Genomic DNA, 21,722 nt, shown 5'->3' with positions numbered 1-21,722 from the left:
CAAGACCATTGAAGCGAAAGTGACTGTCACAGACAACGCTGGCAACACAGCTAGCCAGTCTACACAGTTGACCTACACACTGGACCTGACGCCACCTAAGGCAGAGATTGCCTTGGATGCTAACTTTGGTGGTGATGGCATCATCAACATTGAAGAAGCCAAAGCGACCTCATCCATTCCAGTGACTGGTACAGTGGGTGGTGACGCTAAAGTTGGTGATCCCGTGATTGTGACGATCAACAACAAAGATTACCCAACGACTGTAATCACCCGTGCGGATGGCAAGCTGGGCTTCAGTGTGAGCGTTGCTGGTAACGAACTTGCCGCTGACTCAGACAAGACCATTGAAGCGAAAGTGACTGTCACAGACAACGCTGGCAACACAGCTAGCCAGTCTACACAGTTGACCTACACACTGGACCTGACGCCCCCCGTTGCCACAATTGCGCTCGATGCTAACTTTGGTGGTGATGGCATTATCAATATTGCTGAATCTCAACCAGGTGTTAATCAGCCAGTGACTGGTACTGTAGGTGGTGAAGCCAAGCTTGGTGATCCTGTGGTAGTCACTATTAATGGCAAAGATTATCTGACAACAGTGGTGACTCGCGCAGACGGTAAACTAGGCTTCAGTGTTAGTGTGCCTGGTAGCGAATTAGTCGCAGACAGCGATAAAACGATTGACGCTAAAGTTTCCACAACGGACTCAGCTGGTAACGTTGGTGTTGCAACAACTCAACTTACCTATACTGTCGATGTCACTGCACCAAACAAACCGACCATAGACAATATTTATGATGACTTTGGTACGAAAAAAGGAGACGTCCCAAGTGGTGGCGTTGCCGATGATGCGACGCCAACACTCACTGGTAAGGCTGAGGCTGGTAGTACGGTCACCGTTTATGATGGTAAGACTGTGATTGGAACTGCTGTCGCCGACAAAAATGGTAACTGGACCTTTACACCATCGACTGATATTGCTAAAGGCTTGCATAACTACACGGTGACTGCAACAGACAACGCTGGCAACACCAGTGTGCCAAGCGATAACTATGCTTACACTTTGAACCAGTCACCAGTGTTTGTGACTTTAGATGGTAGTGCCACTGTGTCTGAAGACGGTTTGCCAAATGGTGTTCTTGATCAAGGTGAGCCTTCAAACATTATTGCATCTGGTGATTTAGGTATCTCAGATCCAAATGGTGATCTGCAGAGTGTGACATTGACTGCACCAACTCAAACCTATACATCTGGCGGCGTGGCAATTACCTGGGCTGGAAGCAACACCGGGACGCTGATCGGTTCTGCTAATGGTCAGGAAATCTTGCGCATATCCATTGATAACTCAGGCAAGTACGCTGTAAAGTTGTCAGGTCCGCTGGATCACCCTGCTCAAGGTGAAGATACGCTTGCATTGAAGTTTGGTGTAAATGCTAAAGACACTGATACAACGACTTCTGGTTCTATCACTGTCAATGTGGTTGATGATGCGCCGATTGCTACCAATCAGACGGTCACTGCTCAGGGCGACAAAGGCACAAACATTATGTTTACCATTGATGTCTCTGGCAGTATGGCGATCAAAGACGGCGTAAACGGCGACTCGCGTCTGGACAGTGAAGTTAAATCAATTAACACCTTGTTGGATCAATATGGTGCATTAGGAAGTGATGTAAGGGTCATGATTGTGACCTTCTCTGATGGGTATAGCCAAAAAACCTCTAGTTGGGTAACGATTGCTGAAGCTAAACAGGTGTTAGCGTCATTAAAAACAATCTCAGGTACCAATTACGATGCTGCGTTGGATGGTACAAAAGCGGCATTCAATTCTACCGGTAAAATTGCAGGTGGCCAAAATGTAGGCTACTTCTTCTCAGATGGTGAGCCTAACTCTGGGAGAGAGGTTGGTGATACCGATAGGCAGGCATGGGAAGCTTTCCTGAAAGCCAACAATATCAATGAGTACGCAATTGGTGTTGGCGGTAGCGTTTCTGCAACCCAAGTGGCTAATAGCATGAATCAGGTGGCATATAACGGTGCGACTGGCAATGATACTGATGCTATTCAGGTGTCAAACTTTGCCCAACTGGATGGCGTATTAAGCCAGACTGTACCAACGGCTGTTTCAGGTTCATTGACGACAGGGGGTGGTTTCGGGGCTGATGGTGGTTACGTTAAATCGGTGTCGATTGAAGGTACCACTTATACTTTTGATGCGAAAACGGGTGCAATTGCAGTCGCAGGCACTAATAACAGCGCATACGATGCCACGACGCATCAACTGACCGTTAACACGACTGCTGGTCGCTTTGTGGTTGATATGGATGACGGTAAATATAGCTTTACTCCAGGTCAAACCAAGGTCACGCTGATTAATACGACATTTGATGCCAACGGCAGCAGTCAGCAAACCCCAGTACCTTTGGGTTGGTTTACTGATAACAAGAGCGGTACGATTGAGATCATGCCGAGCACGATTTATGGCCTGTCTGCAAGCTATGGCAATGTGCTTGAGATTGAGAATTACAAAGGTGATGGAAACTTGTACACCTACATCAATCCAGCTAAAGATGCTACCGTGACTTTAAGTTTTGATTATGCAGCGCGTGCTGGTCATACAGCAGGGATTGATTCTGCTATTCAGGTGATTGTGAATGGTAAAGTCATTGATACGGTGAACACTGGCAACCTGACGATGAGTAACTTCTCTTACAGCTTTACTGGTACGGGTAGCCAGATGCGTGTGGAGTTCAAGTCTGTGGATACCAACAGCACTGGTGGCTTGCTTGATAATATCAAAATCACGACATCAAGTACCACACAACCGGCTGACAGCACCAAAGTCACTTACACCCTGAGTGACAAGGATGGCGACACCAGCACTGCTGATTTGACGCTCAATGTGGCGAAAAATAATACCTATACACCCACCCCGCAAGTGGCTCCGGATGTATCGACTGCGGTAAGCGCAGCAGGCTTAATTACATTGCCAGGCTTGTTAAATGTTGATTTGCTGGATTTCTCTAGCCGCCAGAGCTTCACTGCAAGTGATGCCAATAACAACATTACTAACGTCAATATTGCGTTCAATGCTGGGATTGGTGTGATCATCAGCTCTACACTGATGAGTTACTCGCAACTTGTGGCTAATGAGTTGGGCTTAAGCGTCAGTTATACCCAAACCAGTGGTTTATTTGGTTTGGCTGGCGCGCGGAGCAACATGGAAATTACGGCTGCTGATGGTGGCACGATAGATAACCTTGCTTTGAATGAGTTCCTGTCAACAGTCAAAGTCAATCAGCAATTACTTGGTGTGAATGCATTCGAGAGTTTGAAAATCACTGCAACGGACAGTACTGGCCTGCAAGATAGTGCAAGTGCAGGCGACCTGCTCAATATTAGTCTGTTGAGTAGCAATAACACTACGCCAATTATCGGTGGTGGTGAGGGTGATGACATTGTTAACGGTACCTCCGGCAATGATATTATCTACGGCTATGCAGGTAATGACACGCTGAATGGCGGTGATGGCAACGACATCCTGCGTGGCGGAGCAGGTGATGACAAGCTGAATGGCGGTAATGGCAACGACATCCTGATCGGTGGTAAAGGTAACGATACCCTGACCGGTGGCGCGGGTGTTGATGTGTTCAAGTGGGATCAAGGCGATGATGGTGCTGCTGGATCTCCTGCACTTGACACAATCAAAGACTTTAATAAAGCCGCGGTCAGCCAAGGTGGGGATGTGTTGGATATCCGTGATTTGTTGCAGGGTGAAAATCCAACCAACCTGGTCAACTACATGCACTTCGAGAAATCAGGCAGCGATACCATTATTCATATCAGTTCGAATGGTGGCTTTGCTAATGATGCACACAATGTTTCAGGTGCATTCAATAGTGGTCAAGAAACGCAGACCATTGTGGTGGCTGGTGTCGATTTAACCAACGGCCAAACCAGCGATGCAGCCGTGATCGCAAACCTGCTGACACAGCAAAATATTGTTGTGGATCATTAATCGCAGCAGTATTGCTAATAGCAGTTCAAGAGCGACCCTTGTGGTCGCTCTTTTTTTATTCAGCGTTTGGGTTTGATACAGGCAATAAAAAAGAGCGCTGCTTGAGCGCTCTTTTTAGAGACTGAGTTTGCGTTGTTAGAGCGCCAGCATATCCACAAACGCATTCACAGCAGTGGCTTCCAGCTTGGCCTGATCCTGACACAAGGCCAAAATGTCGGCTTGTCTGGTTGTGTCAAAGCGACGTGCCAGATTGGTTTTGAATTTCTTCACCAGTTCCGGGATGCCTTCGCCACGGCGGCGGCGATGGCCAATCGGGTATTCCACCGCAATATTGCTGGATTGCGTGCCATCCTTAAAGAAAATCTGAATGGCATTGGCAATGGAACGTTTTTCCGGGTCCAGATAGTCACGCGTATATTCTGCTTTTTCGACGCAAGTCATCTTGTCACGCAGTGCATCTATGCGCGGATCAGCGGCTGCGGCATCTTCGTAATCCTGTGCAGTTAAACTTCCTTTGAGCAAACCAACGGCTGCCATATATTGAATACAATGGTCGCGGTCAGCAGGGTTATCCAACGGGCCGGTTTTATCGATGATGCGAATGGCGGACTCGTGTGTGGTGATAATAATCTTGTCGATGTTGGCAATGTCTTCCAGGGTTTGCAGACGGCTGCCCACTTCCTTGTTGAGCTGGAAAGCACACTCCACCGCTGTTTGCGCGTGAAATTCGGCCGGGAACGAGATTTTGAACAATACCTGTTCCATCACATAGCTGCCGTAAGGGCGCTGGAACTTGAAGGCATTGCCCTTAAACAAGACATCATAAAAGCCCCAGGTTTTGGCTGTGAGTGCACTTGGGTAGCCCATTTCGCCTTGCAAGGTCATCCAGGCCAGGCGCACCGCCCGCGAGGTGGCATCGCCAGCCGCCCAGGATTTACGTGAACCGGTGTTTGGACTATGACGGTAGGTACGCAAGCTTTGACCATCAACAAAGGCATTAGACACAGCATTGATAATATCTTGTTTGTTACCCCCCAGTAATTTGGTCACAACAGCGGTAGAGGCAATTTTAACCAGAATGACGTGGTCCAGACCCACTCTGTTAAAGCTGTTTTCCAGCGCCAGTACGCCCTGAATTTCATGCGCCTTGATCATGGCGGTAAGTACGTCTTTCATGGTCAATGGCGCTTTGCCTTCGGCCACATTTTTGCGCGACATGTAATCCGCTGAAGCCAGAATCCCGCCCAGGTTGTCAGATGGATGTCCCCATTCTGCGGCCAGCCAGGTGTCATTAAAATCCAGCCAGCGGATCATGGCGCCAATATTAAAAGCGGCCAGGATAGGGTCCAGCTGATAAGGGGTGCCGGGAACTTTGGCGCCATTCGGCACAACCGTACCGGCAATCACGGGGCCTAGTAATTTGGTACAGGCGGGATAATCCAGTGCCTCGAAACCACAGCCCAGCGTATCCATCAGGCAGTTGCGGGCGGTATCGTAAGCTTCATGAGAGTTGATTTCAAAATCTGCCACGTAGTTGGCGATATTTACAATGACTTGATCGGGATCGGGACGTACATTAGAAATATGGGCGGACATAAGAGATTCTTTCAAGTAAAAATTTAAGCAACAGAGGCTACAGCAGATTTTTCTCTGTGCTCTCTGAATCCTCTGTGGCTAAAAAATGGGTAAGCCTAACGTTTGTCTAAAGGCACAAACGCTCTGTTATCCGGGCCGTTATACTCTGCATTCGGGCGAATAATCTTGTTATCGATACGCTGCTCAATCGCATGCGCGACCCAGCCGGTGGTGCGTGAGATCACAAAAATTGGCGTGAACATGCCAGTCGGAATTCCCATCATGTGGTAGCTGGAAGCGCTATACCAGTCCAGGTTGGGGAACATCTTTTTCTCGTTCCACATGATTTCTTCAATGCGGGCAGAGATGTCAAACAGCTGCATATTGCCGGCATCCTCACACAGTGACTTGCTGACGGCTTTGATCGACTCATTGCGTGGATCGGCAATGGTATACACGGGATGGCCAAAGCCAATAATGATTTCTTTGCGCGCCATACGAGCCTTGATATCTGCTTCAGCTTCATCTGGTGTTTGGTAACGCTCAATAATCTCCATGGCGGCTTCATTGGCGCCGCCATGTTTGGGCCCCCGTAGTGCGCCAATGGCACCGGTGACGCAAGAATACAAGTCGGAGAGGGTGCCAGCGATCACGCGTGAGGTGAAGGTGGATGCGTTAAATTCATGTTCGGCATAGAGCACCAGTGAGGTATTCATAGCCTTGATATGCAGCTCGGATGGTTTTTTGCCATGCAGGAGATGCAGGAAGTGCGCCGCGATAGAGTCGTCATCAGTTTCTACCTCAATACGTACACCGCGATGGCTAAAGTGGTACCAGTAAATGAGGATAGAGCCGAAACAGGCAATCAAGCGGTCCCCCAGAGCTTGTGCGCCAGCAGTATTGCGGTCGGTAGCTTCTGGTTCCAGTGTCCCCAGCATCGAGCAGCCTGTGCGCATCACATCCATTGGATGCGCATTGGCTGGAATCTGTTCCAGTACGGCTTTAAGTGCACTGGGCAGGCCGCGTAGCTTTTTGAGCTTTTGATGATAAGCAGTGAGTTGTGGTTGGGTGGGCAGCTCACCGTGAATCAGCAAATAAGCGACTTCTTCAAACGTGGCATGTTTAGCCAGTTCGATGATATCGTAACCGCGGTAATGCAGGTCATTACCGCTATGGCCCACGGTACAAATGGCCGTGGTGCCCGCAGCCACACCCGCCAGCGCGACGCCTTTTTTACGCTTGGGCGCTTCGCTAGCCGGGGCCGTGTTGATAGGATCAGTGGTGGTGTTCATAACTAACCTCCTTTATCTCTGGTCGCGTGCGCTTATTTTTTATATAGCGCGTCTAGTTTCTGTTCAAAAGCGTGATAGCCAAGATGCTCGTACAAGTCCGCACGTGTCTGCATCAAATCCAACACGTGTTTCTGTGTGCCATCTTTGCGTACGCTCTGGTACACCTGAAGCGCCGCCTGGTTCATCGCGCGGAAGGCTGACAGAGGGTACAAGACCATTCCAACACCTGCCGTAGCCAGTTCCTCTACCGTGAATAAAGGGGTAGAGCCAAATTCGGTGATATTGGCCAGTACCGGCACCTTGACGGCTTCGACAAACTGCTGATACATGCCCAGCTCCGTCATCGCTTCCGGAAAAATCATGTCGGCACCTGCTTCCACGCATGCACAAGCGCGGTCTATGGCAGATTGCAATCCTTCCACCGCCAGCGCATCCGTGCGCGCCATGACGACAAAGTCATCATAGGGCTTGGCATCGACGGCGGCTTTCACCCGGTCTACCATTTCCTCCAGGCTCACAATCGCCTTGTTAGGGCGGTGGCCGCAACGCTTGGCGCTGACCTGGTCTTCAATATGCACCGCTGCAGCCCCCGCCTTGGCAACGCTTTTAATGGTGCGCGCAATGTTAAATGCCCCGCCAAACCCGGTATCAATATCGACCAGTAAAGGCGTGTCGACCACGTCGGTAATGCGGCGCACATCGACCAGGACATCTTCCAGGCCAGAAATCCCCAAGTCAGGCAGGCCTAAAGAGCCAGCGGCCACACCACCGCCAGACAGGTAGATGGTCTTAAACCCGGATTGTGTGGCGAGCATGGCGTGGTAGGCATTGATAGCGCCTATGATTTGTAGCGGCTTTTCGGCGACCAGCGCCGCGCGGAAACGTGCACCTGCTGTAGTGATTTGTTGCATATTAAACCTTTATCTTTAAGCCACAGAGAACACAGCGGTCACAGAGAGATCCATCAAACCGAATGAAAAATGTCTCAGATTTTCTCTGTGTGCTCAGTAAGCGCTGTGGCTAAGTATTAAAAGAACGCGTGTTCAGCATCTTCTGGCATGGCCACACCCGTTTGTTTAGCTTTTTGCAAGACCTCCCAGAAGTAGCGATAGGTAGCGCGGTCATGCAATTCACCTGCATATTGGATCGGCCCCCAGTCAGCGGCCTGTGCTGCCAGTAAAATGTTAGCGGCATCCGTCACTTCGTCATAATTCGGTTTCATGGCGTCAACGATGGCCTGAATTTGTGTCGGGTAGATACTCCACATACGCATAAAGCCAAACTCATTGCGCGCGCGTGAGGCGTCGCTAAAGGTCACTTCCACATTCTTGAGATCCAGCGTCACGTTATGGGCAGGCACGACACCATTTGCCAGTGCTGCGGAGACCACTTCCGTTTTGGCACGCGCCAGCAGGCGGTGATCAAACTGGCCAGGGCTGCGCATCGCGGCCGCAGGGATGGCGCCATGGTGGGCACTGACAAAGTCCATCAGGCCAAAGTCCAGCACTTGCAACCAAGGCAGTTGTGCAATCTCGTGCACTTGGCGCAGGGCACCATGCGTTTCAATCAGGATATGCACCGGGATTTCGCGGCGTAGGCCATGTTGTTTAGCAACGTTTTGAATGTAGCCGATCATTTCACGGGCTTGCGCGATGTCGGTACATTTAGGGATCGTCAGGTAACTCAAGACTTCACCCGCACCGCCCACCAAAATATCGATATCTTTTTTCCAGTGCGGATGCGTATAGTCGTGAATGCGTGCCCCCGCCATCTTGTATTGGTTGGCAGCAGAATTCAGCACACGCACGATCATTTCCGCATGCGCCTGCTCCTGGCCGCTGGCAGCGCCGTCTTCACAGTCGCAGGTGATGTCAAACACAGGACCGACCGCATTGGGATTGGCCGGGTCTTGCAAGGACAAGGCTTTCAAAATTAGCTTTTCGCTGCCTGCAAAATGCTCACAAGCAGGGATCACCGGAAAGGGTTTTTCGCCACCAAAGAGCGCCTGGTTAGGATGAACGGCCATGGTTAGTTTCCTTTTCGTGGAATTAAAACGGTGTAATCAAGGTCGAGTACCACATTGGGGTGGTAGCCCTGTGAGGTCTTGATGTTCTCAACATGATCTGGCGGAATATTCTTGAGGCCGATCATGCGTAGTCTGAGGGCGCCGAGCTGCGGGTGGGGCAGCGTCCATTGATCCAGCACTTCCGTCATGCAGTAAATCGTGTCGCCTGCGTAGCTGGGATTGGCATGTGTGCCGCCATTAATCGCGGCAATCGACAGCGCGTTTTCCAGGCCTTCAAAGCTCAATGCACGGCAGGCGGAAATCACTACGCCGCCATAGACCAGACGCAGGCCTTGTGGCGTGGATTGCATCAGATGAGCATCAAAATGCAGTCTGGCATTGTTTTGGTACAAATGGGTAGCCAGCGTATGATCGCTATCGTTAATGGTGAGGCCAGCGGGATGGCGCAAACGTTCGCCTACGGTGTAGTCTTCCCAGAAGTAACGGCCACCGGTAGCCACCGCGATTTCCTGATGCACATTAAACGGGGCGGGCAGGCGCAGATCCTTGGCAGCGACAAAGGCAGGCAAGTCAGGGATCACCGTGTCCGGCGCAGGGGCAGCCAGATTTTTCTTGTGCACCATCACCCAGCGCACCCAGCTTAAAACCGGTTGCTGGTCTTGATTAACCGAGGTCGAGCGTACCCAGACTACGCCATTCTTGCCACTTGAGTTTTGCTTGAGGCCGATCACTTCGCTGGAAGTGGTCAAGGTGTCACCGACAAATACCGGCTGGATAAACCGCACATCGGCATATCCCAGGTTTGCCACGGCATTGACCGAGATATCCGGTACCGTTTTGCCAAACGCGATATGAAAAGCCAGCAGGTCATCAATGGGCATCTGCGCATAGCCCAACGACAAGGCAAACGGCGCGCTGCAATGCAACGGATTGCGTGCGCCAGTCAGCGCGATATATAGCGCAGTGTCACCGCTGGTGATGGTGCGCGGCGTCGCATGCGGGATGACTTCGCCCAGCTTGAAATCTTCAAAAAAACGCCCGGCGTTGATTTTGCCTGTCATGTTGATTCCTTAAATGAATTCTTCTTCTAGCTCTGCAATCGCTTCTGATAATTTGATGAGTCGTTGCGCAGCTTTAATATGGTGGTGTTCCACCAGTTTGTCATTGACCACGACCGTCCCTTTACCACCTTCGTTTGCCTCTTTCAAGGCTTTAATGATCAACCTTGCATGTTCGACCTCAGACCTTTGCGGGGTATACGCATCATTGCAATAAGCAATTTGCGCCGGATGTACCAGTGACTTGCCATCCATGCCTATGTCGCGCCCCAGGCGGCAGGCATATTCAAACGAATGCATGTTCTTAAAATCAGACGTAATGCCGTCGATCACGCCTTTGCCATACGCACGCGCCGCCAGAATGACCAGCGATAAGGAGGTGAGGATGGCAGAGCGTTCATGCGTTACACGTGCATGCAGTTGCGAAATGAGGTCAGAGGTGGCCATCACCATGCAGATCACGCGCTCAGAGGCGGCCGCAATTTCCTTAGCGTTTAATACTGCCAGCGGGCTCTCTATCATCACCATCATCGGCACATCCTTGCCACCGGCATCATCCAGCAGCTGTTGTGCCTGCAACACGTCTTCGCGAGACTCAATATTGGGGAACAGAATGGCATCTGCGCCAATATTGGCCACTGCCTTGATGTCGTCATGGCCCCAAATCGAGTGCAGATCATTGACACGCACCACCACTTCACGTTTGCCATAGCCACCTTGCTTGACGGCATTAACAACGTTTTCCCGTGATTGCACTTTGACATCCACCAGAATCGGGTCGCCCAGATCCAGAATGACGGAGTCTGCCGCTAATGTGCGCGCACGCTCCAAATAGTGCTGATTACAGCCAGGGACATATAGCATCGAGCGTCGTGGTCTGAGTGCATATGACATGGGTTTTCCTTTGTTGCAGCGAGAATTGAATTCATTATTCATGAATAAAAAAACTCTGTCAACAAATATCTTATGTCTTATATAAGATATAAAATAGTAGACAACAAAAAAGCGCTGTGATATAAATTGAATAACTAATTTTTTGGCGTCTTTTGATGCCTGCAAGTGTGGAGTCAAGGATATGGATAAACAAGTCGGATCAGCCAGTTACAGGCCGTTATATGACCAGATCAAGGTGTTGATCACCCAGAGCCTGATTGGTGGGGAGTGGCGCCCGGGTGACATGATCCCGAGTGAGATTGATCTGGCTCAGCGTTACAAGGTCAGTCAGGGCACGGTGCGCAAGGCAATAGATAGTCTGGCTACTGAAAATATTCTGATTCGTCGTCAGGGCAAGGGCACATTTGTCGCGACCCACAATCAGGATGATGTGAAGTTACGCTTTTTGCGTTTGACTGCTGAAACCGGCCAAAAAGAATTGTTACAGAATGAGTTTATCTCCTGTGTCAAAAGCAAAGCCAGTGTGCATATCGGTAAGGTGCTGGAAATGAAGGCAGGCGCGACCACCATAGAGGTCAAGCGCTTGCTGACTTTTTCCGGCCGACCTCTGATTTATGACCACATTATTGTGCCCGCTGCGCCATTCAAAGGCTTGAATCGCGCCAAGGTGGAAGAAAGCAATGGCTCTATGTACAGCATGTATGAGTCGCAGTTTGGCATACGCATGATACGTGCTGAAGAGCGGATCAAAGCGGTGGCCGCAGATGCTGAAGTGGCGAAAGCCCTGGGGCTGAAAGAGGGCTATCCGCTGCTGAGCATAGAGCGCGTGTCGTTCACCTATGGCGACAAGCCAATGGAGTGGCGGTTAGGTTTGTGTCTGACCGATGACCACCACTACATGAGTGAATTGGAATGATTGAAAAATCTTCATCAGCGGCGTTGAGCTGCGCATGTCCGTCTGGCTGCTGAAGTTTTTGAATTATTCGGGATAAAAGAAATGACTTTTGAAAACATAATTTTCGCGTTGTTGGGCTTCGCTAGCCTAGCCAACATGTATTTTGAAAAGTCTTGGTCGACGCAAAGACTGGTGAATAGAAAGAGGTTAATGAATGGATGACTTGAAAAAACGCGCGCTGGACTACCACCAGTTTCCCAAGCCGGGCAAGCTGAGCGTGGAGTCGTCCAAGCCATGCGCAACGCAACAGGATTTATCCCTGGCCTACACGCCAGGGGTGGCCGCGCCAGTACTCGAAATTGAGGCGGATCCTGCCAATGCCTACAAATATACCAACAAGGGAAATTTGGTGGCGGTGATCACCGATGGCACAGCCGTACTCGGACTGGGCAATGTTGGTGCTTTGGCCGGCAAGCCGGTGATGGAAGGCAAGGGTGTACTGTTTAAACGCTTTGCAGATATTGATGTGTTTGATATCGAAGTCAATGCTGCCACGCCTGACGAGTTTATCCAGACCGTCGTCAATATTGCGCCGACTTTTGGCGGGATCAATCTGGAAGATATCGCTGCCCCGCACTGTTTTTATATTGAATCAGAACTGAAAAAACGCCTGGATATTCCGGTGTTTCATGATGACCAGCATGGCACGGCCGTGATTGTGGCGGCGGCGTTGCTCAATGCGCTTGAGCTCCAAGGCAAAACCTTGCCCCGCGCCAAAATTGTGTTTTTAGGTGCGGGTGCGGCGGGTTGCTCTTGTGCCAAGTTGCTTAAGCTGATGGGCGCCACCGATATCACCATGGTGGATCGCAAAGGCGTGCTCGATTTGGCGCGGGATGACTTGCATGACAACAACCGTGCGTTGGCGATTGCGGCTGGCAAGGTGAGCTCGCTGGCCGAGGCCATGCAGGGCGCAGATGTATTTATCGGGGTGTCGGCCAAGAATGGCTTGCCAGCAGAGCTGGTGGCCAGTATGGCGGCCAAACCGGTGATTTTTGCACTGGCCAATCCAGATCCTGAAATTTTACCCAGCCAGGTTTTCGCAGTGCGTGATGACGTGATTATGGCCACTGGCCGCAGTGATTTCCCGAATCAGGTCAACAACGCCTTGTGTTTCCCTTATTTGTTCCGTGGTGCGCTGGATGCCAAGGCCAAACAGATTACCGAGCAGATGAAAGTGGCGGCAGCAAAAGCGCTCAGTCAACTTGCGCGCGAGCCTGTGCCGCAGCAAGTGCTGGAGGCGTACCAGTTAACGTCTTTGTCGTTTGGCAAGGAATACATTATTCCCAAGCCGTTTGATCCACGCTTGATGGAATACGTGGCCGGTGCAGTGGCACGTGCAGCGCAGGCAGACGAGTAGCAGCATGATTGTTAAAAAGCAGAAAAAACAGCGGCCCAAGAATCTGGATTTATTTACGATCCGGCTGCCGGTCAATGCCGTGGTGTCTATCATGCATCGGGCCAGTGGCGTCGCACTGTTTTTGATTCAGCCATTGCTTTTATGGACCTTGTATCTGTCATTGTCTAGCGCTGCTGGCTATCAAAGCGTGGCCGGCCAATTGCTAACATGGCCAGTCAAGTGTCTGGTCACGGGCTTGGCCTGGGCGTTTTTTCATCATTTTTATGCAGGTATTCGTCATCTGGCGATGGATGTGCATTGGATGACCACCCTGCAAAAGGCAAGGTTCTCCAGCCGCGTTGTGCTGGGACTGGTGGCATTCACCATGTTGTGGATGTTATGGGCGATTTGGGGCTGAGTCAGCATGCTATTTGAACTGCTTACGGCGAAATACCCTGGCATGCGTCGCTGGCTCACGCAGCGGCTGTGTGCCTTGTCCATGGCCTTTGGGCTGTTGTTATTCTGCATGCGGCTGCTGTGGTTGTCGCCAGCAAGTTATCACGACTGGGTGGCCTTGTTTGCGCCCTGGTGGTGGCGCCTGCTGACACTGTGGTTTTTTATCTGCATGTTACTGCATGCGTGGCTGGGTGTGCGTGATGTGCTGCGGGATTACGTGCCGCATCTGGGCGTACGGTCCGTGCTGCAACGATTGGTAGATATTGCGGTGTGGGGAAATGCACTCGCAGTATTGTGGATTTTATTTGGAATGAAGATTTAAGGTGAATGGCATGACCAAGACAGCGCAGGGGACAGGTGCAAGCAAACTACAGCATCATCAGGTAGATGCAGTCATCGTCGGCGGTGGTGGGGCTGGCTTGCGTGCGGCATTGCAGCTGGCGGAATCCGGCGCCGATGTCGCTGTGCTGTCCAAAGTGTTCCCCACCCGTTCACATACCGTGGCGGCACAAGGCGGCATTGCCGCCGCGCTCGGTAATGTGTCTGATGACAACTGGTTGTGGCATATGTATGACACCATCAAGGGTTCGGACTACCTGGGCGACCAGGATGCGATTGAGTTTATGTGCCGGAACGCGGCCAAGGCCATTATTGAACTGGAGCACTTTGGCATGCCGTTCGACCGCCTCGAAAATGGCCGCATCTTTCAGCGCCCGTTTGGCGGCATGACCCGCAATTTTGGCGAGCAAGCGATTTCGCGGACCTGTGCTGTGGCGGACCGTACCGGCCATGCCATGCTGCATACGCTGTATCAGCGCAACGTCAAGGCCAACACTCAATTCCTGATTGAGTGGTTTGCCCTGGACCTGATTCGGGATGCCGATGGAGATATCTTGGGCGTGATTGCGCTCGAAATCGAAACCGGCGACATTCATGTGATTCATGCCAAAGCCACCATGCTGGCCACGGGTGGCGGTGGCCGCATCTTCCAGGCCAGTACCAATGCTTATATCAATACGGGGGATGGCTTGGGCATGGCCGCGCGCGCAGGGCTGCCGTTGCAAGATATGGAGTTCTGGCAGTTTCACCCCACCGGGGTATTGAATGCCGGCGTATTGATTACCGAAGGCGTGCGTGGCGAGGGCGGTTATCTGGTGAATAGCGAGGGCGAGCGTTTTATGGAGCGCTATGCGCCCAATGCCAAAGACCTGGCCAGCCGCGATGTGGTGTCACGTGCCATGGCGACCGAGATTAAAGAAGGCCGCGGCGTTGGCAAGCATAAAGACGCGGTGTACCTCAAACTAGATCATTTAGGGGAAGACATCATCAGCAAACGCTTGCCTGGCATCCGCGAGATTGCCAAAACCTTTGCCGGTGTAGACCCAACCCAGGCGCCTATCCCGGTGGTGCCGACCGCGCATTACATGATGGGTGGCGTGCCCACCAATCTGGATGGTCAGGTTGTGGTACATGACGGCCAGTCTGAGCGTGTCGTTAATGGTTTGTATGCGGTGGGCGAATGTGCCTGCGTCTCTGTGCATGGCGCCAATCGTCTGGGCTCTAACTCTTTACTGGATCTGGTGGTGTTTGGTAAAGCGGCAGGCGACAAAATGGCGGCGGAGATTGCTGCCAACCGTGCGCACAAGCCGCTGCCAGCGAATGTCGCGGATGCAACGCTGGCGCGTGTTAACCGCCTTGAAAATGGCGGGGGCGAGAAAGTGGCTGAGGTGGGCTTGGCGATGCGCCAGACCATGCAAAAACATTGCGGGGTATTCCGTTTTCCTGATTTGCTGGCCGACGGCGTAGACGCCATCAAGCAAGTGGCCCAGCGTGCCGGGCAGTTAAGAATTGCTGATACGAGCAAGGTGTTTAACACGGCCAGGGTCGAAGCACTGGAGTTGGATAACCTGATGGAGGTGGCGCTGGCAACCATGCAAGCGGCCCATGCGCGTCAGGAAAGCCGCGGCGCCCATGCCCGTGAGGATTATCCCGAGCGTGACGATACGCATTGGCTCAGTCATTCGCTGTATTTTGCCCGCGAGCAAAAGCTGGTGTACAAGCCGGTGCGCCTCAAACCATTGACCGTAGAACCATTCGAGTTGAAGAAAAGGGTGTATTGATATGCGTTTCTCTATTTACCGGTTTAATCCCGACGTAGACAAAAAACCCTATATGCAGGACTACGAGGTCACGCTGGAAGACAGTGACCAGATGTTATTGGACGCGCTGATGCGGATTAAAGAACTGGACGAAACGCTCAGTATGCGCAAGTCCTGCCGTGAAGGTGTGTGTGGCAGTGATGCCATGAATATCAACGGCAAAAATGGCCTGGCCTGTATTACCAAACTCAGTGATCTGCAAGAACCTGTGGTATTGCGTCCCATGCCTGGCTTGCCTGTGATTCGCGATCTGGTCGTGGATATGACGCAATTCTTTGATAACTATCATTCGGTGATGCCTTATTTGCAAAACCATGACACGCCGCCGGAAACCGAGCGCCTGCAAAGCCCGGAAGACCGTGCCAAGCTGGATGGCTTGTATGAGTGCATTTTGTGTGGGGCTTGTACGACCTCTTGCCCCAGCTTCTGGTGGAACCCCGACAAATTTGTCGGTCCGGCAGGGCTGATGCAGGCTTATCGCTTTATTGCCGATAGCCGTGACCAGGAACAGGATGCGCGGTTGGAGAATCTGGAAGACCCTTACCGTTTGTATCGTTGCCACAACATCATGAACTGTACCGATGTCTGTCCGAAAAAGCTGAATCCAAACGCGGCTATTGCAGCGATTAAAGACCTTAAGATCGAAAAAGCCAAGGCCCATCAAGACAGCAAACCGGGCAAGAAGATTTTTGGCATCAAGGTGTTATAGGGGGAAATTATGCTAAATGCTGAGATTTTACGTGATGCCGAGCAGCGGCGACTGACCTGGCGCTGCCGCCGCGGCATGCTGGAACTCGATATCGTGTTGCAACGCTTTGTCAGTGATCAATTTGGCAGCCTGACACTGGCAGAAATGGAGCAACTGGATGCCTTGCTCGAACTGCCAGATAACGTGTTTTGGGACTTGATTCAGGGCTTAAAAGCCCCGACCGGAGACCTCAAGCCCATGGCAGCCCTTCTTCAAAAATTGAGTGCGAGCCGACCTACGGCAGAACAGGAAACCAGATGATTCAGCATATGGGAGAAGAGCCGATTGCACTGGATGCCAGTGCCTTGGGGGATTACTGGCCAGGCATACAGTTGTATTACCCGCCAGTGAAATATGCGCCCAGCCTGGGCATTTATGAAGACATGGAGCAGGCGGCCAACCGCATGGTCAAGCATGCGCACTTTACCAATGCGCATACGCTGATTTTTGACCTGGAAGATGGCTGTCGGCAGAAAGAAATGAGCCGCACTTTGCTGCGGCAGGAGCTGCCCAAACTGCGCAAGGTCAATGAGCGCGTCACCATTGCCATCCGCGCCAACTCCTTCCGTACCGATGAGTACGAAGAAGACATGAAGCTGGTTCGCGACATGGGCGAATTTATTGATGTCGTCATGCTGGCCAAGGCGGGTGAATCCTACGGTGCCGCCGAGGTGCGTGATTTGTCTAGCTTTTTATTGAGTATCAACCCGCAAATCACCATACAGCCGATTATCGAACACCCTAAATCGCTCAAGATTGCGCCTGAACTGATGCAATACGACACCGTGAAACATGTGGTGTTCGGCATCCATGACTTCTCTAAAGCCTTGGGGATCCACATCACGCCCGAGCATTGGATAGAAGAGCTGTTCTATTTTATCAACCAGCTGATTTTTGAAGCCAGGATTGCCGGTAAAGGTGTGATTGGCGGTGTGGAAACGCTGATTGGCAGCAATATCATGCCAGATAAGTTTGTCGAGCCGCACGACGTGCGTCGCTGGCTGGATTTGCATGGCGATAACGAGTCGCGCGTGGTGTACAAACACGCTTGCCAGGAAGCGGCCATGGGCCTGACCGGCAAGCAGGTGATCCATCCCGGGCATATTCATTTGTGTAAAACCGCTTACACGCCATCGCCGACCGAGATCAACCAGAAGGTGGCGATTTTGAAAGCGGCGATTGAAGCCGATGCCTTGTTGGGTGGGGCGATCAAGTTTGAAGGCGAGATGTTGGATCCACCCATGTTTGGTAAGGCCTTGCAAACTTTGCTGAGAGCGCATGCCTTGCGCGCGCTCAAGGTCAGCGATATGGAGTTTGCCTTGCATGTGCTGCAGTTGATGCCGGCGCAGGTAGTACGCCAAAACTGGCCCTACGGCATTCTGCTTTAAATCAATGGCTGCGCGGGCGAATCACGGCGTTGCGCGGTACTCGAAATCCTCATGTACTTTTAGTACATTCCGGTTTCTGTGTTCCGTGCGCCTTGTGCTTCATCCCGCTCGCTCATTGATGAGCGTTTAAGCGTCATTGAAGATTTAAAAAGCATTTTCAAAAGAAATGCATATAACAGCATCGCATCAACCATGCGTGCATAGAGTGATTGGAAAGGTTTGAACATGACACAGTTAGCCCCTTATCCACAATGGCAATGGGACATCCCTGAGTTTTTCAATATCGGGGTGGCTTGTAGTGACCGCCATTTAGGCACCGCCAAGGCGGATGAAATTGCCATGATTGTGGAGGATGACAGTTTTGGTACCAGCATCATCACCTTTGCCGAGTTGGCGGCCAGGACAGACCGTTTTGCGCAGGTGTTGCGTGGATTGGCTGTCAAGCCAGGGGACAGGGTACTGATTCGCCTGCCGAACAGCCTGGATTACCCGACGGCCTTTCTCGGCACCATGAAAACCGGGGCGATTTCCGTGCCGACGTCTACTTTGCTCACTGCAGAAGAAGTGGCTTATCTGGCCAAGGATTCCGGCGCCGTGGTCCTGGTAACTGACGCGGCAGCCTGGCAGGCGATGTCTGCCAAAATGCAGCAGAATATCGCGCAAACACCCCATCTGAAACATGTGCTGCTGACACAGTTATCCGGGGAGGTCTCACCCGTGGATGGGTTTAATGTGGTGTCGCTGGAGGCAGCCCTGGCGAATGTGACTGACGCAGCGCCCGCCTATGCCACGCGGGCAGAAGATCCGGCTTATTTGGTCTATACCTCAGGTACGACTGGCTATCCTAAAGGCGTGTTGCATGCGCATCGTGCCTTGTTGGGGCGCCAGCCAGCCGCCAAATACTGGTTTAACTACAGCGACACGGTGCAAGACCGCATCATGCACTCAGGTAAGTTTAACTGGACCTATGTGCTGGGCACTGGGCTGATGGACCCGTTATACCTGGGTAAAACCGTGATTGTGCATGAAGGCAAAAATGATGCGCAAAAGTGGCTGGATTTGATTGCCAAACACAAAGCCACCATCTTTATTGGTGTCCCGACCATTTACCGACAGTTATTGCAAAAAACCACGGCTATACAGGCAGATATCCCCAGTGTGCGTCACTATATGAGTGCGGGCGAGCATTTGTCGGACGAAGTGTTAACGCAATGGCGTGAGCGTTTTGGGTTGGATATTTATGAAGCGGTAGGCATGAGTGAGTTTTCCTACTATCTGTCGCAAAGTGTGTATCGGCCGATTCGCGCGGGCTCTGCCGGTTTTCCGCAACCTGGGCACCAGATTGTATTGCTCAATCCCGACACCCGTGAGCCGGTGGCCGAAGGCGAGGAGGGCATGATCAGCGTGCCGGATAATGATCCTGGGTTGTTCCTGAATTACTGGAACCTGCCGGAAGAGACCACCAAATACAAGCATGATGGCTATTTCTTTACCGGCGACTACGCCAAGTATGATGCCGATGGCTATCTCTGGTTTTTGGGCCGTAAGGATGACATTATCAAGAGCTTTGGCTACCGCGTTTCGCCGTATGAAATCGAGCGCGTCTATAAAGGCCATCCGGCCGTGGCAGATTGCGCGGCCGTCGGCGAAGAGATTGAAAAAGACAAACTGCTGGTGGTGATTTATGTGATCCCCAAACCGGATGCCGAGATTGCGCCAGAAGACCTGATGGTGTTTGGCAAACAGCATCTGGCGGCGTATAAAGCACCGAAAACAGTCTACCTGGCCAAGGAGTTTCCACGCACCAAAAATGGTAAAATCTTGCGTAAAGATGTGAGTCCTGCCATTGCTTATCAGAAAAGCAATGCGCGCTAAAACGCCCGCCTGAAAGACCAAAACATGGCCCTGATTAAAACTCAAGACTTTATCGAGAGTATTGCCGACGCCTTGCAATATATCTCGTACTATCATCCGGAAGACTACATCCGGGCACTGGCCGCGGCTTATGAACGCGAGGAATCGGTGGCAGCCAAGGATGCGATTGCCCAGATTTTGACCAATTCGCGCATGTGCGCCGAAGGCAAGCGTCCGCTATGCCAGGATACCGGCATCGTAGTGGCCTTTATCAAGGTCGGCATGCATGCCAGATTTGAAGGCGACATGACGCTGGAAGCCATGGTCAATGAAGGCGTACGCCGGGCCTATCTGCATCCTGACAATACCCTGCGGGCTTCTATCGTCAACGATCCGGCCGGGGCACGCAAAAACACCAAAGACAATACGCCAGCGATTACCCACGTGGAAATGGTCGCAGGGGATAAGGTCGAAGTGCAGGTGGCAGCCAAGGGTGGCGGCTCCGAGAACAAGTCCAAACTGGCGATGCTGAACCCGAATGAAAGCATTGTCGATTGGGTGCTCGAAGTGGTGCCGGAAATGGGCGCAGGTTGGTGTCCGCCAGGCATGCTGGGCATAGGCATAGGCGGTAGCGCTGAAAAAGCCATGTTGTTAGCTAAAGAGTCATTGATGGCGCCGATCGATATTCAGGCGTTGCAGGCACGAGGCGCGCAAAACCGTATTGAAGAACTGCGTTTGGAGCTCTACGAGAAGGTTAATCGCTTAGGCATAGGCGCACAGGGTCTGGGTGGCTTAACCACGGTACTCGATGTGAAAATTCTCGATTACCCCACCCATGCAGCCAGTTTGCCGGTGGCGATTATCCCCAACTGTGCCGCCACCAGACATGTGCACTTCACGCTGGATGGCTCAGGGGTGGCGGTGCTGACCCCGCCCAGCCCTGAGGTTTACCCTGATGTGCATTGGGCACCCAGTCCGCAAGCCAAGCGCGTGAATCTGGAGACGGTGACGCGCGAAGAAACCCAGCGCTGGAAAACCGGCGACACGCTGTTGCTGACCGGCAAGATTCTGACCGGTCGTGATGCCGCGCATAAACGGATTCAAACCATGCTGGCCAAGGGCGAGCCTTTGCCGGTGGATTTCACCAACAAGTTTATCTACTACGTCGGCCCGGTCGATGCCGTGCGCGATGAGGCGGTAGGCCCCGCTGGCCCGACCACCGCCACTCGGATGGATAGCTATACCGACATGATGCTGAACACCGGCTTGCTTGGCTCCATCGGTAAAGCTGAACGCGGTGACGAAGCGCTGACTGAGATTGCCAGACACAAGTCGGTCTACCTGATGGCGGTTGGTGGTGCGGCTTACCTGGTCAGCAAGGCCATCAAACATGCGCGCGTGTTGGCATTTGAAGATTTAGGCATGGAGGCCATCTATGAGTTTGAAGTGGAAAACATGCCGGTGACGGTGGCAGTGAGTGCCGATGGCGATTCTGCGCACAAGAGCGGCCCAGCCCTCTGGCGCAAGAAGATTGCGCTCAAAGCGGTTTAATGTGCTTTCCATCACAGAACATGCGCACGATTTGCTAAACACTACGTCATACTACTAAGCGTCAGAATGGGGGTAAGTATGATAAAAGGATTAAAAGCAAATACAGGTGTCAGCATGTGTTGCGCCGTTGCGCTGATGATGTTGACTGTGCAAGCGCACGCAGAGTCTGCCCTGGAGTATTTTACGGATAGCACTGGCAAATATGCCGGACCGAGTCTGGAAGACCAGGTGGCGTTAATGGACACCGACCATAATGGTTTTGCCGATGTGTTTGAGGTACGTGCCTACCTGGAAAAGCAACATGGCAAGGGCTATCAGAAAGAACTGCTCGATAAATGGGAGTCCTCTGCTGCTGGCAAAAGCTGCAGTACCCCGTTTGCCAAGCAACTTTACGGAGACAGTACACGCTGAC

Annotated in this window: 18 protein-coding genes; 12 read left to right on the top strand and 6 right to left on the bottom strand. The window is 51.9% G+C overall.

Annotation, left to right across the window (positions count from 1 at the left end):
• Window positions 1–19 precede the first annotated feature (19 nt).
• The gene (locus ACT53D_RS05715; RefSeq protein WP_476155599.1) at window positions 20–4,018 is read left to right on the top strand and encodes an Ig-like domain-containing protein; all 3,999 of its coding nucleotides are present in this window, start codon (window positions 20–22) and stop codon (window positions 4,016–4,018) included.
• 135 nt (window positions 4,019–4,153) lie between these two features.
• On the opposite strand, the gene ACT53D_RS05710 is transcribed toward ACT53D_RS05715, so the two are convergent.
• From ACT53D_RS05710 to ACT53D_RS05685, 6 genes are all read right to left on the bottom strand, one after another.
• Window positions 4,154–5,614, bottom strand: a complete 1,461-nt coding sequence (locus tag ACT53D_RS05710; protein ID WP_476154974.1) for a bifunctional 2-methylcitrate dehydratase/aconitate hydratase — start codon at window positions 5,612–5,614, stop codon at window positions 4,154–4,156.
• A gap of 95 nt (window positions 5,615–5,709) precedes the next feature.
• Window positions 5,710–6,885: a bifunctional 2-methylcitrate synthase/citrate synthase gene (gene prpC / locus ACT53D_RS05705; RefSeq protein ID WP_338657404.1), complete on the bottom strand. Its 1,176-nt coding sequence runs from the start codon at window positions 6,883–6,885 to the stop codon at window positions 5,710–5,712.
• A 32-nt stretch (window positions 6,886–6,917) separates the two neighbouring features.
• The gene (gene prpB / locus ACT53D_RS05700; protein WP_476154972.1) at window positions 6,918–7,796 is read right to left on the bottom strand and encodes a methylisocitrate lyase; all 879 of its coding nucleotides are present in this window, start codon (window positions 7,794–7,796) and stop codon (window positions 6,918–6,920) included.
• Between the two features lie 116 nt (window positions 7,797–7,912).
• Window positions 7,913–8,911 carry an HpcH/HpaI aldolase/citrate lyase family protein gene (locus ACT53D_RS05695; protein WP_476154970.1) on the bottom strand — a complete coding sequence of 333 codons (999 nt, stop codon included), beginning with the start codon at window positions 8,909–8,911 and terminating at the stop codon, window positions 7,913–7,915.
• A 2-nt stretch (window positions 8,912–8,913) separates the two neighbouring features.
• A complete protein-coding gene (locus ACT53D_RS05690; RefSeq protein WP_313988716.1) occupies window positions 8,914–9,972 on the bottom strand; it encodes a MaoC family dehydratase in 1,059 nt (352 codons plus the stop codon).
• 9 nt (window positions 9,973–9,981) lie between these two features.
• Window positions 9,982–10,863 (bottom strand): HpcH/HpaI aldolase/citrate lyase family protein, encoded by an 882-nt coding sequence (locus ACT53D_RS05685; RefSeq protein WP_194746978.1) that lies wholly within the window; start codon window positions 10,861–10,863, stop codon window positions 9,982–9,984.
• A 181-nt stretch (window positions 10,864–11,044) separates the two neighbouring features.
• Between ACT53D_RS05685 and ACT53D_RS05680 the strand changes: the two genes are divergently transcribed.
• The 11 genes from ACT53D_RS05680 (at window position 11,045) to ACT53D_RS05630 (ending at window position 21,721) form a co-directional block, all read left to right on the top strand.
• Window positions 11,045–11,779 carry a GntR family transcriptional regulator gene (locus ACT53D_RS05680; protein ID WP_194746977.1) on the top strand — a complete coding sequence of 245 codons (735 nt, stop codon included), beginning with the start codon at window positions 11,045–11,047 and terminating at the stop codon, window positions 11,777–11,779.
• Window positions 11,780–11,972: 193 nt separating this feature from the next.
• The gene (locus ACT53D_RS05675; RefSeq protein WP_313988722.1) at window positions 11,973–13,175 is read left to right on the top strand and encodes a malic enzyme-like NAD(P)-binding protein; all 1,203 of its coding nucleotides are present in this window, start codon (window positions 11,973–11,975) and stop codon (window positions 13,173–13,175) included.
• 4 nt (window positions 13,176–13,179) lie between these two features.
• Complete coding sequence (gene sdhC / locus ACT53D_RS05670) at window positions 13,180–13,572, top strand: succinate dehydrogenase, cytochrome b556 subunit (RefSeq protein ID WP_476154967.1); 393 nt, start codon at window positions 13,180–13,182, stop codon at window positions 13,570–13,572.
• Between the two features lie 6 nt (window positions 13,573–13,578).
• Entirely contained in the window at window positions 13,579–13,932 is a 354-nt protein-coding gene (gene sdhD, locus ACT53D_RS05665) for a succinate dehydrogenase, hydrophobic membrane anchor protein (protein ID WP_379077956.1), read from the top strand.
• Window positions 13,933–13,942: 10 nt separating this feature from the next.
• Window positions 13,943–15,730, top strand: coding sequence for a succinate dehydrogenase flavoprotein subunit (gene sdhA, locus ACT53D_RS05660; protein ID WP_338657417.1), 1,788 nt, complete (start codon window positions 13,943–13,945; stop codon window positions 15,728–15,730).
• 1 nt (window position 15,731) lies between these two features.
• Window positions 15,732–16,478 carry a succinate dehydrogenase iron-sulfur subunit gene (locus tag ACT53D_RS05655; protein WP_228518643.1) on the top strand — a complete coding sequence of 249 codons (747 nt, stop codon included), beginning with the start codon at window positions 15,732–15,734 and terminating at the stop codon, window positions 16,476–16,478.
• A 9-nt stretch (window positions 16,479–16,487) separates the two neighbouring features.
• Window positions 16,488–16,778: an FAD assembly factor SdhE gene (locus ACT53D_RS05650; RefSeq protein WP_379077950.1), complete on the top strand. Its 291-nt coding sequence runs from the start codon at window positions 16,488–16,490 to the stop codon at window positions 16,776–16,778.
• On the top strand, window positions 16,775–17,905 hold the full coding sequence (locus ACT53D_RS05645; RefSeq protein ID WP_194746971.1) for an HpcH/HpaI aldolase/citrate lyase family protein: 1,131 nt from the start codon (window positions 16,775–16,777) through the stop codon (window positions 17,903–17,905). Before ACT53D_RS05650 ends, ACT53D_RS05645 begins: the two co-directional genes overlap by 4 nt.
• Window positions 17,906–18,130: 225 nt before the next feature.
• Window positions 18,131–19,780 (top strand): acetate--CoA ligase, encoded by a 1,650-nt coding sequence (locus ACT53D_RS05640; protein ID WP_476154964.1) that lies wholly within the window; start codon window positions 18,131–18,133, stop codon window positions 19,778–19,780.
• A gap of 24 nt (window positions 19,781–19,804) precedes the next feature.
• Window positions 19,805–21,310 carry a fumarate hydratase gene (locus ACT53D_RS05635; RefSeq protein ID WP_476154962.1) on the top strand — a complete coding sequence of 502 codons (1,506 nt, stop codon included), beginning with the start codon at window positions 19,805–19,807 and terminating at the stop codon, window positions 21,308–21,310.
• Between the two features lie 78 nt (window positions 21,311–21,388).
• Entirely contained in the window at window positions 21,389–21,721 is a 333-nt protein-coding gene (locus tag ACT53D_RS05630; protein ID WP_379077940.1) for a hypothetical protein, read from the top strand.
• Window position 21,722 lies beyond the last annotated feature (1 nt).

It is taken from the genome of Methylophilus sp. DMC16 (genome assembly GCF_056314045.1).
The sequence above is the reverse complement of the archived record's forward strand: the minus strand, read 5'-3'. Positions and strand labels throughout refer to the sequence as shown.

What these genes read in the sequence shown, in the direction of transcription:
- sdhC (WP_476154967.1), top strand. Translation starts at nt 13,180, where the DNA reads ATGATTGTTAAAAAGCAGAAAAAACAGCGGCCCAAGAATCTGGATTTA.
- ACT53D_RS05640 (WP_476154964.1), top strand. Translation starts at nt 18,131, where the DNA reads ATGACACAGTTAGCCCCTTATCCACAATGGCAATGGGACATCCCTGAG.
- prpB (WP_476154972.1), bottom strand. Translation starts at nt 7,796, where the DNA reads ATGCAACAAATCACTACAGCAGGTGCACGTTTCCGCGCGGCGCTGGTC.
- ACT53D_RS05695 (WP_476154970.1), bottom strand. Translation starts at nt 8,911, where the DNA reads ATGGCCGTTCATCCTAACCAGGCGCTCTTTGGTGGCGAAAAACCCTTT.
- ACT53D_RS05680 (WP_194746977.1), top strand. Translation starts at nt 11,045, where the DNA reads ATGGATAAACAAGTCGGATCAGCCAGTTACAGGCCGTTATATGACCAG.
- ACT53D_RS05685 (WP_194746978.1), bottom strand. Translation starts at nt 10,863, where the DNA reads ATGTCATATGCACTCAGACCACGACGCTCGATGCTATATGTCCCTGGC.
- ACT53D_RS05690 (WP_313988716.1), bottom strand. Translation starts at nt 9,972, where the DNA reads ATGACAGGCAAAATCAACGCCGGGCGTTTTTTTGAAGATTTCAAGCTG.
- ACT53D_RS05710 (WP_476154974.1), bottom strand. Translation starts at nt 5,614, where the DNA reads ATGTCCGCCCATATTTCTAATGTACGTCCCGATCCCGATCAAGTCATT.
- ACT53D_RS05650 (WP_379077950.1), top strand. Translation starts at nt 16,488, where the DNA reads ATGCTAAATGCTGAGATTTTACGTGATGCCGAGCAGCGGCGACTGACC.
- sdhA (WP_338657417.1), top strand. Translation starts at nt 13,943, where the DNA reads ATGACCAAGACAGCGCAGGGGACAGGTGCAAGCAAACTACAGCATCAT.
- sdhD (WP_379077956.1), top strand. Translation starts at nt 13,579, where the DNA reads ATGCTATTTGAACTGCTTACGGCGAAATACCCTGGCATGCGTCGCTGG.
- ACT53D_RS05645 (WP_194746971.1), top strand. Translation starts at nt 16,775, where the DNA reads ATGATTCAGCATATGGGAGAAGAGCCGATTGCACTGGATGCCAGTGCC.
- ACT53D_RS05630 (WP_379077940.1), top strand. Translation starts at nt 21,389, where the DNA reads ATGATAAAAGGATTAAAAGCAAATACAGGTGTCAGCATGTGTTGCGCC.
- prpC (WP_338657404.1), bottom strand. Translation starts at nt 6,885, where the DNA reads ATGAACACCACCACTGATCCTATCAACACGGCCCCGGCTAGCGAAGCG.
- ACT53D_RS05655 (WP_228518643.1), top strand. Translation starts at nt 15,732, where the DNA reads ATGCGTTTCTCTATTTACCGGTTTAATCCCGACGTAGACAAAAAACCC.
- ACT53D_RS05675 (WP_313988722.1), top strand. Translation starts at nt 11,973, where the DNA reads ATGGATGACTTGAAAAAACGCGCGCTGGACTACCACCAGTTTCCCAAG.
- ACT53D_RS05635 (WP_476154962.1), top strand. Translation starts at nt 19,805, where the DNA reads ATGGCCCTGATTAAAACTCAAGACTTTATCGAGAGTATTGCCGACGCC.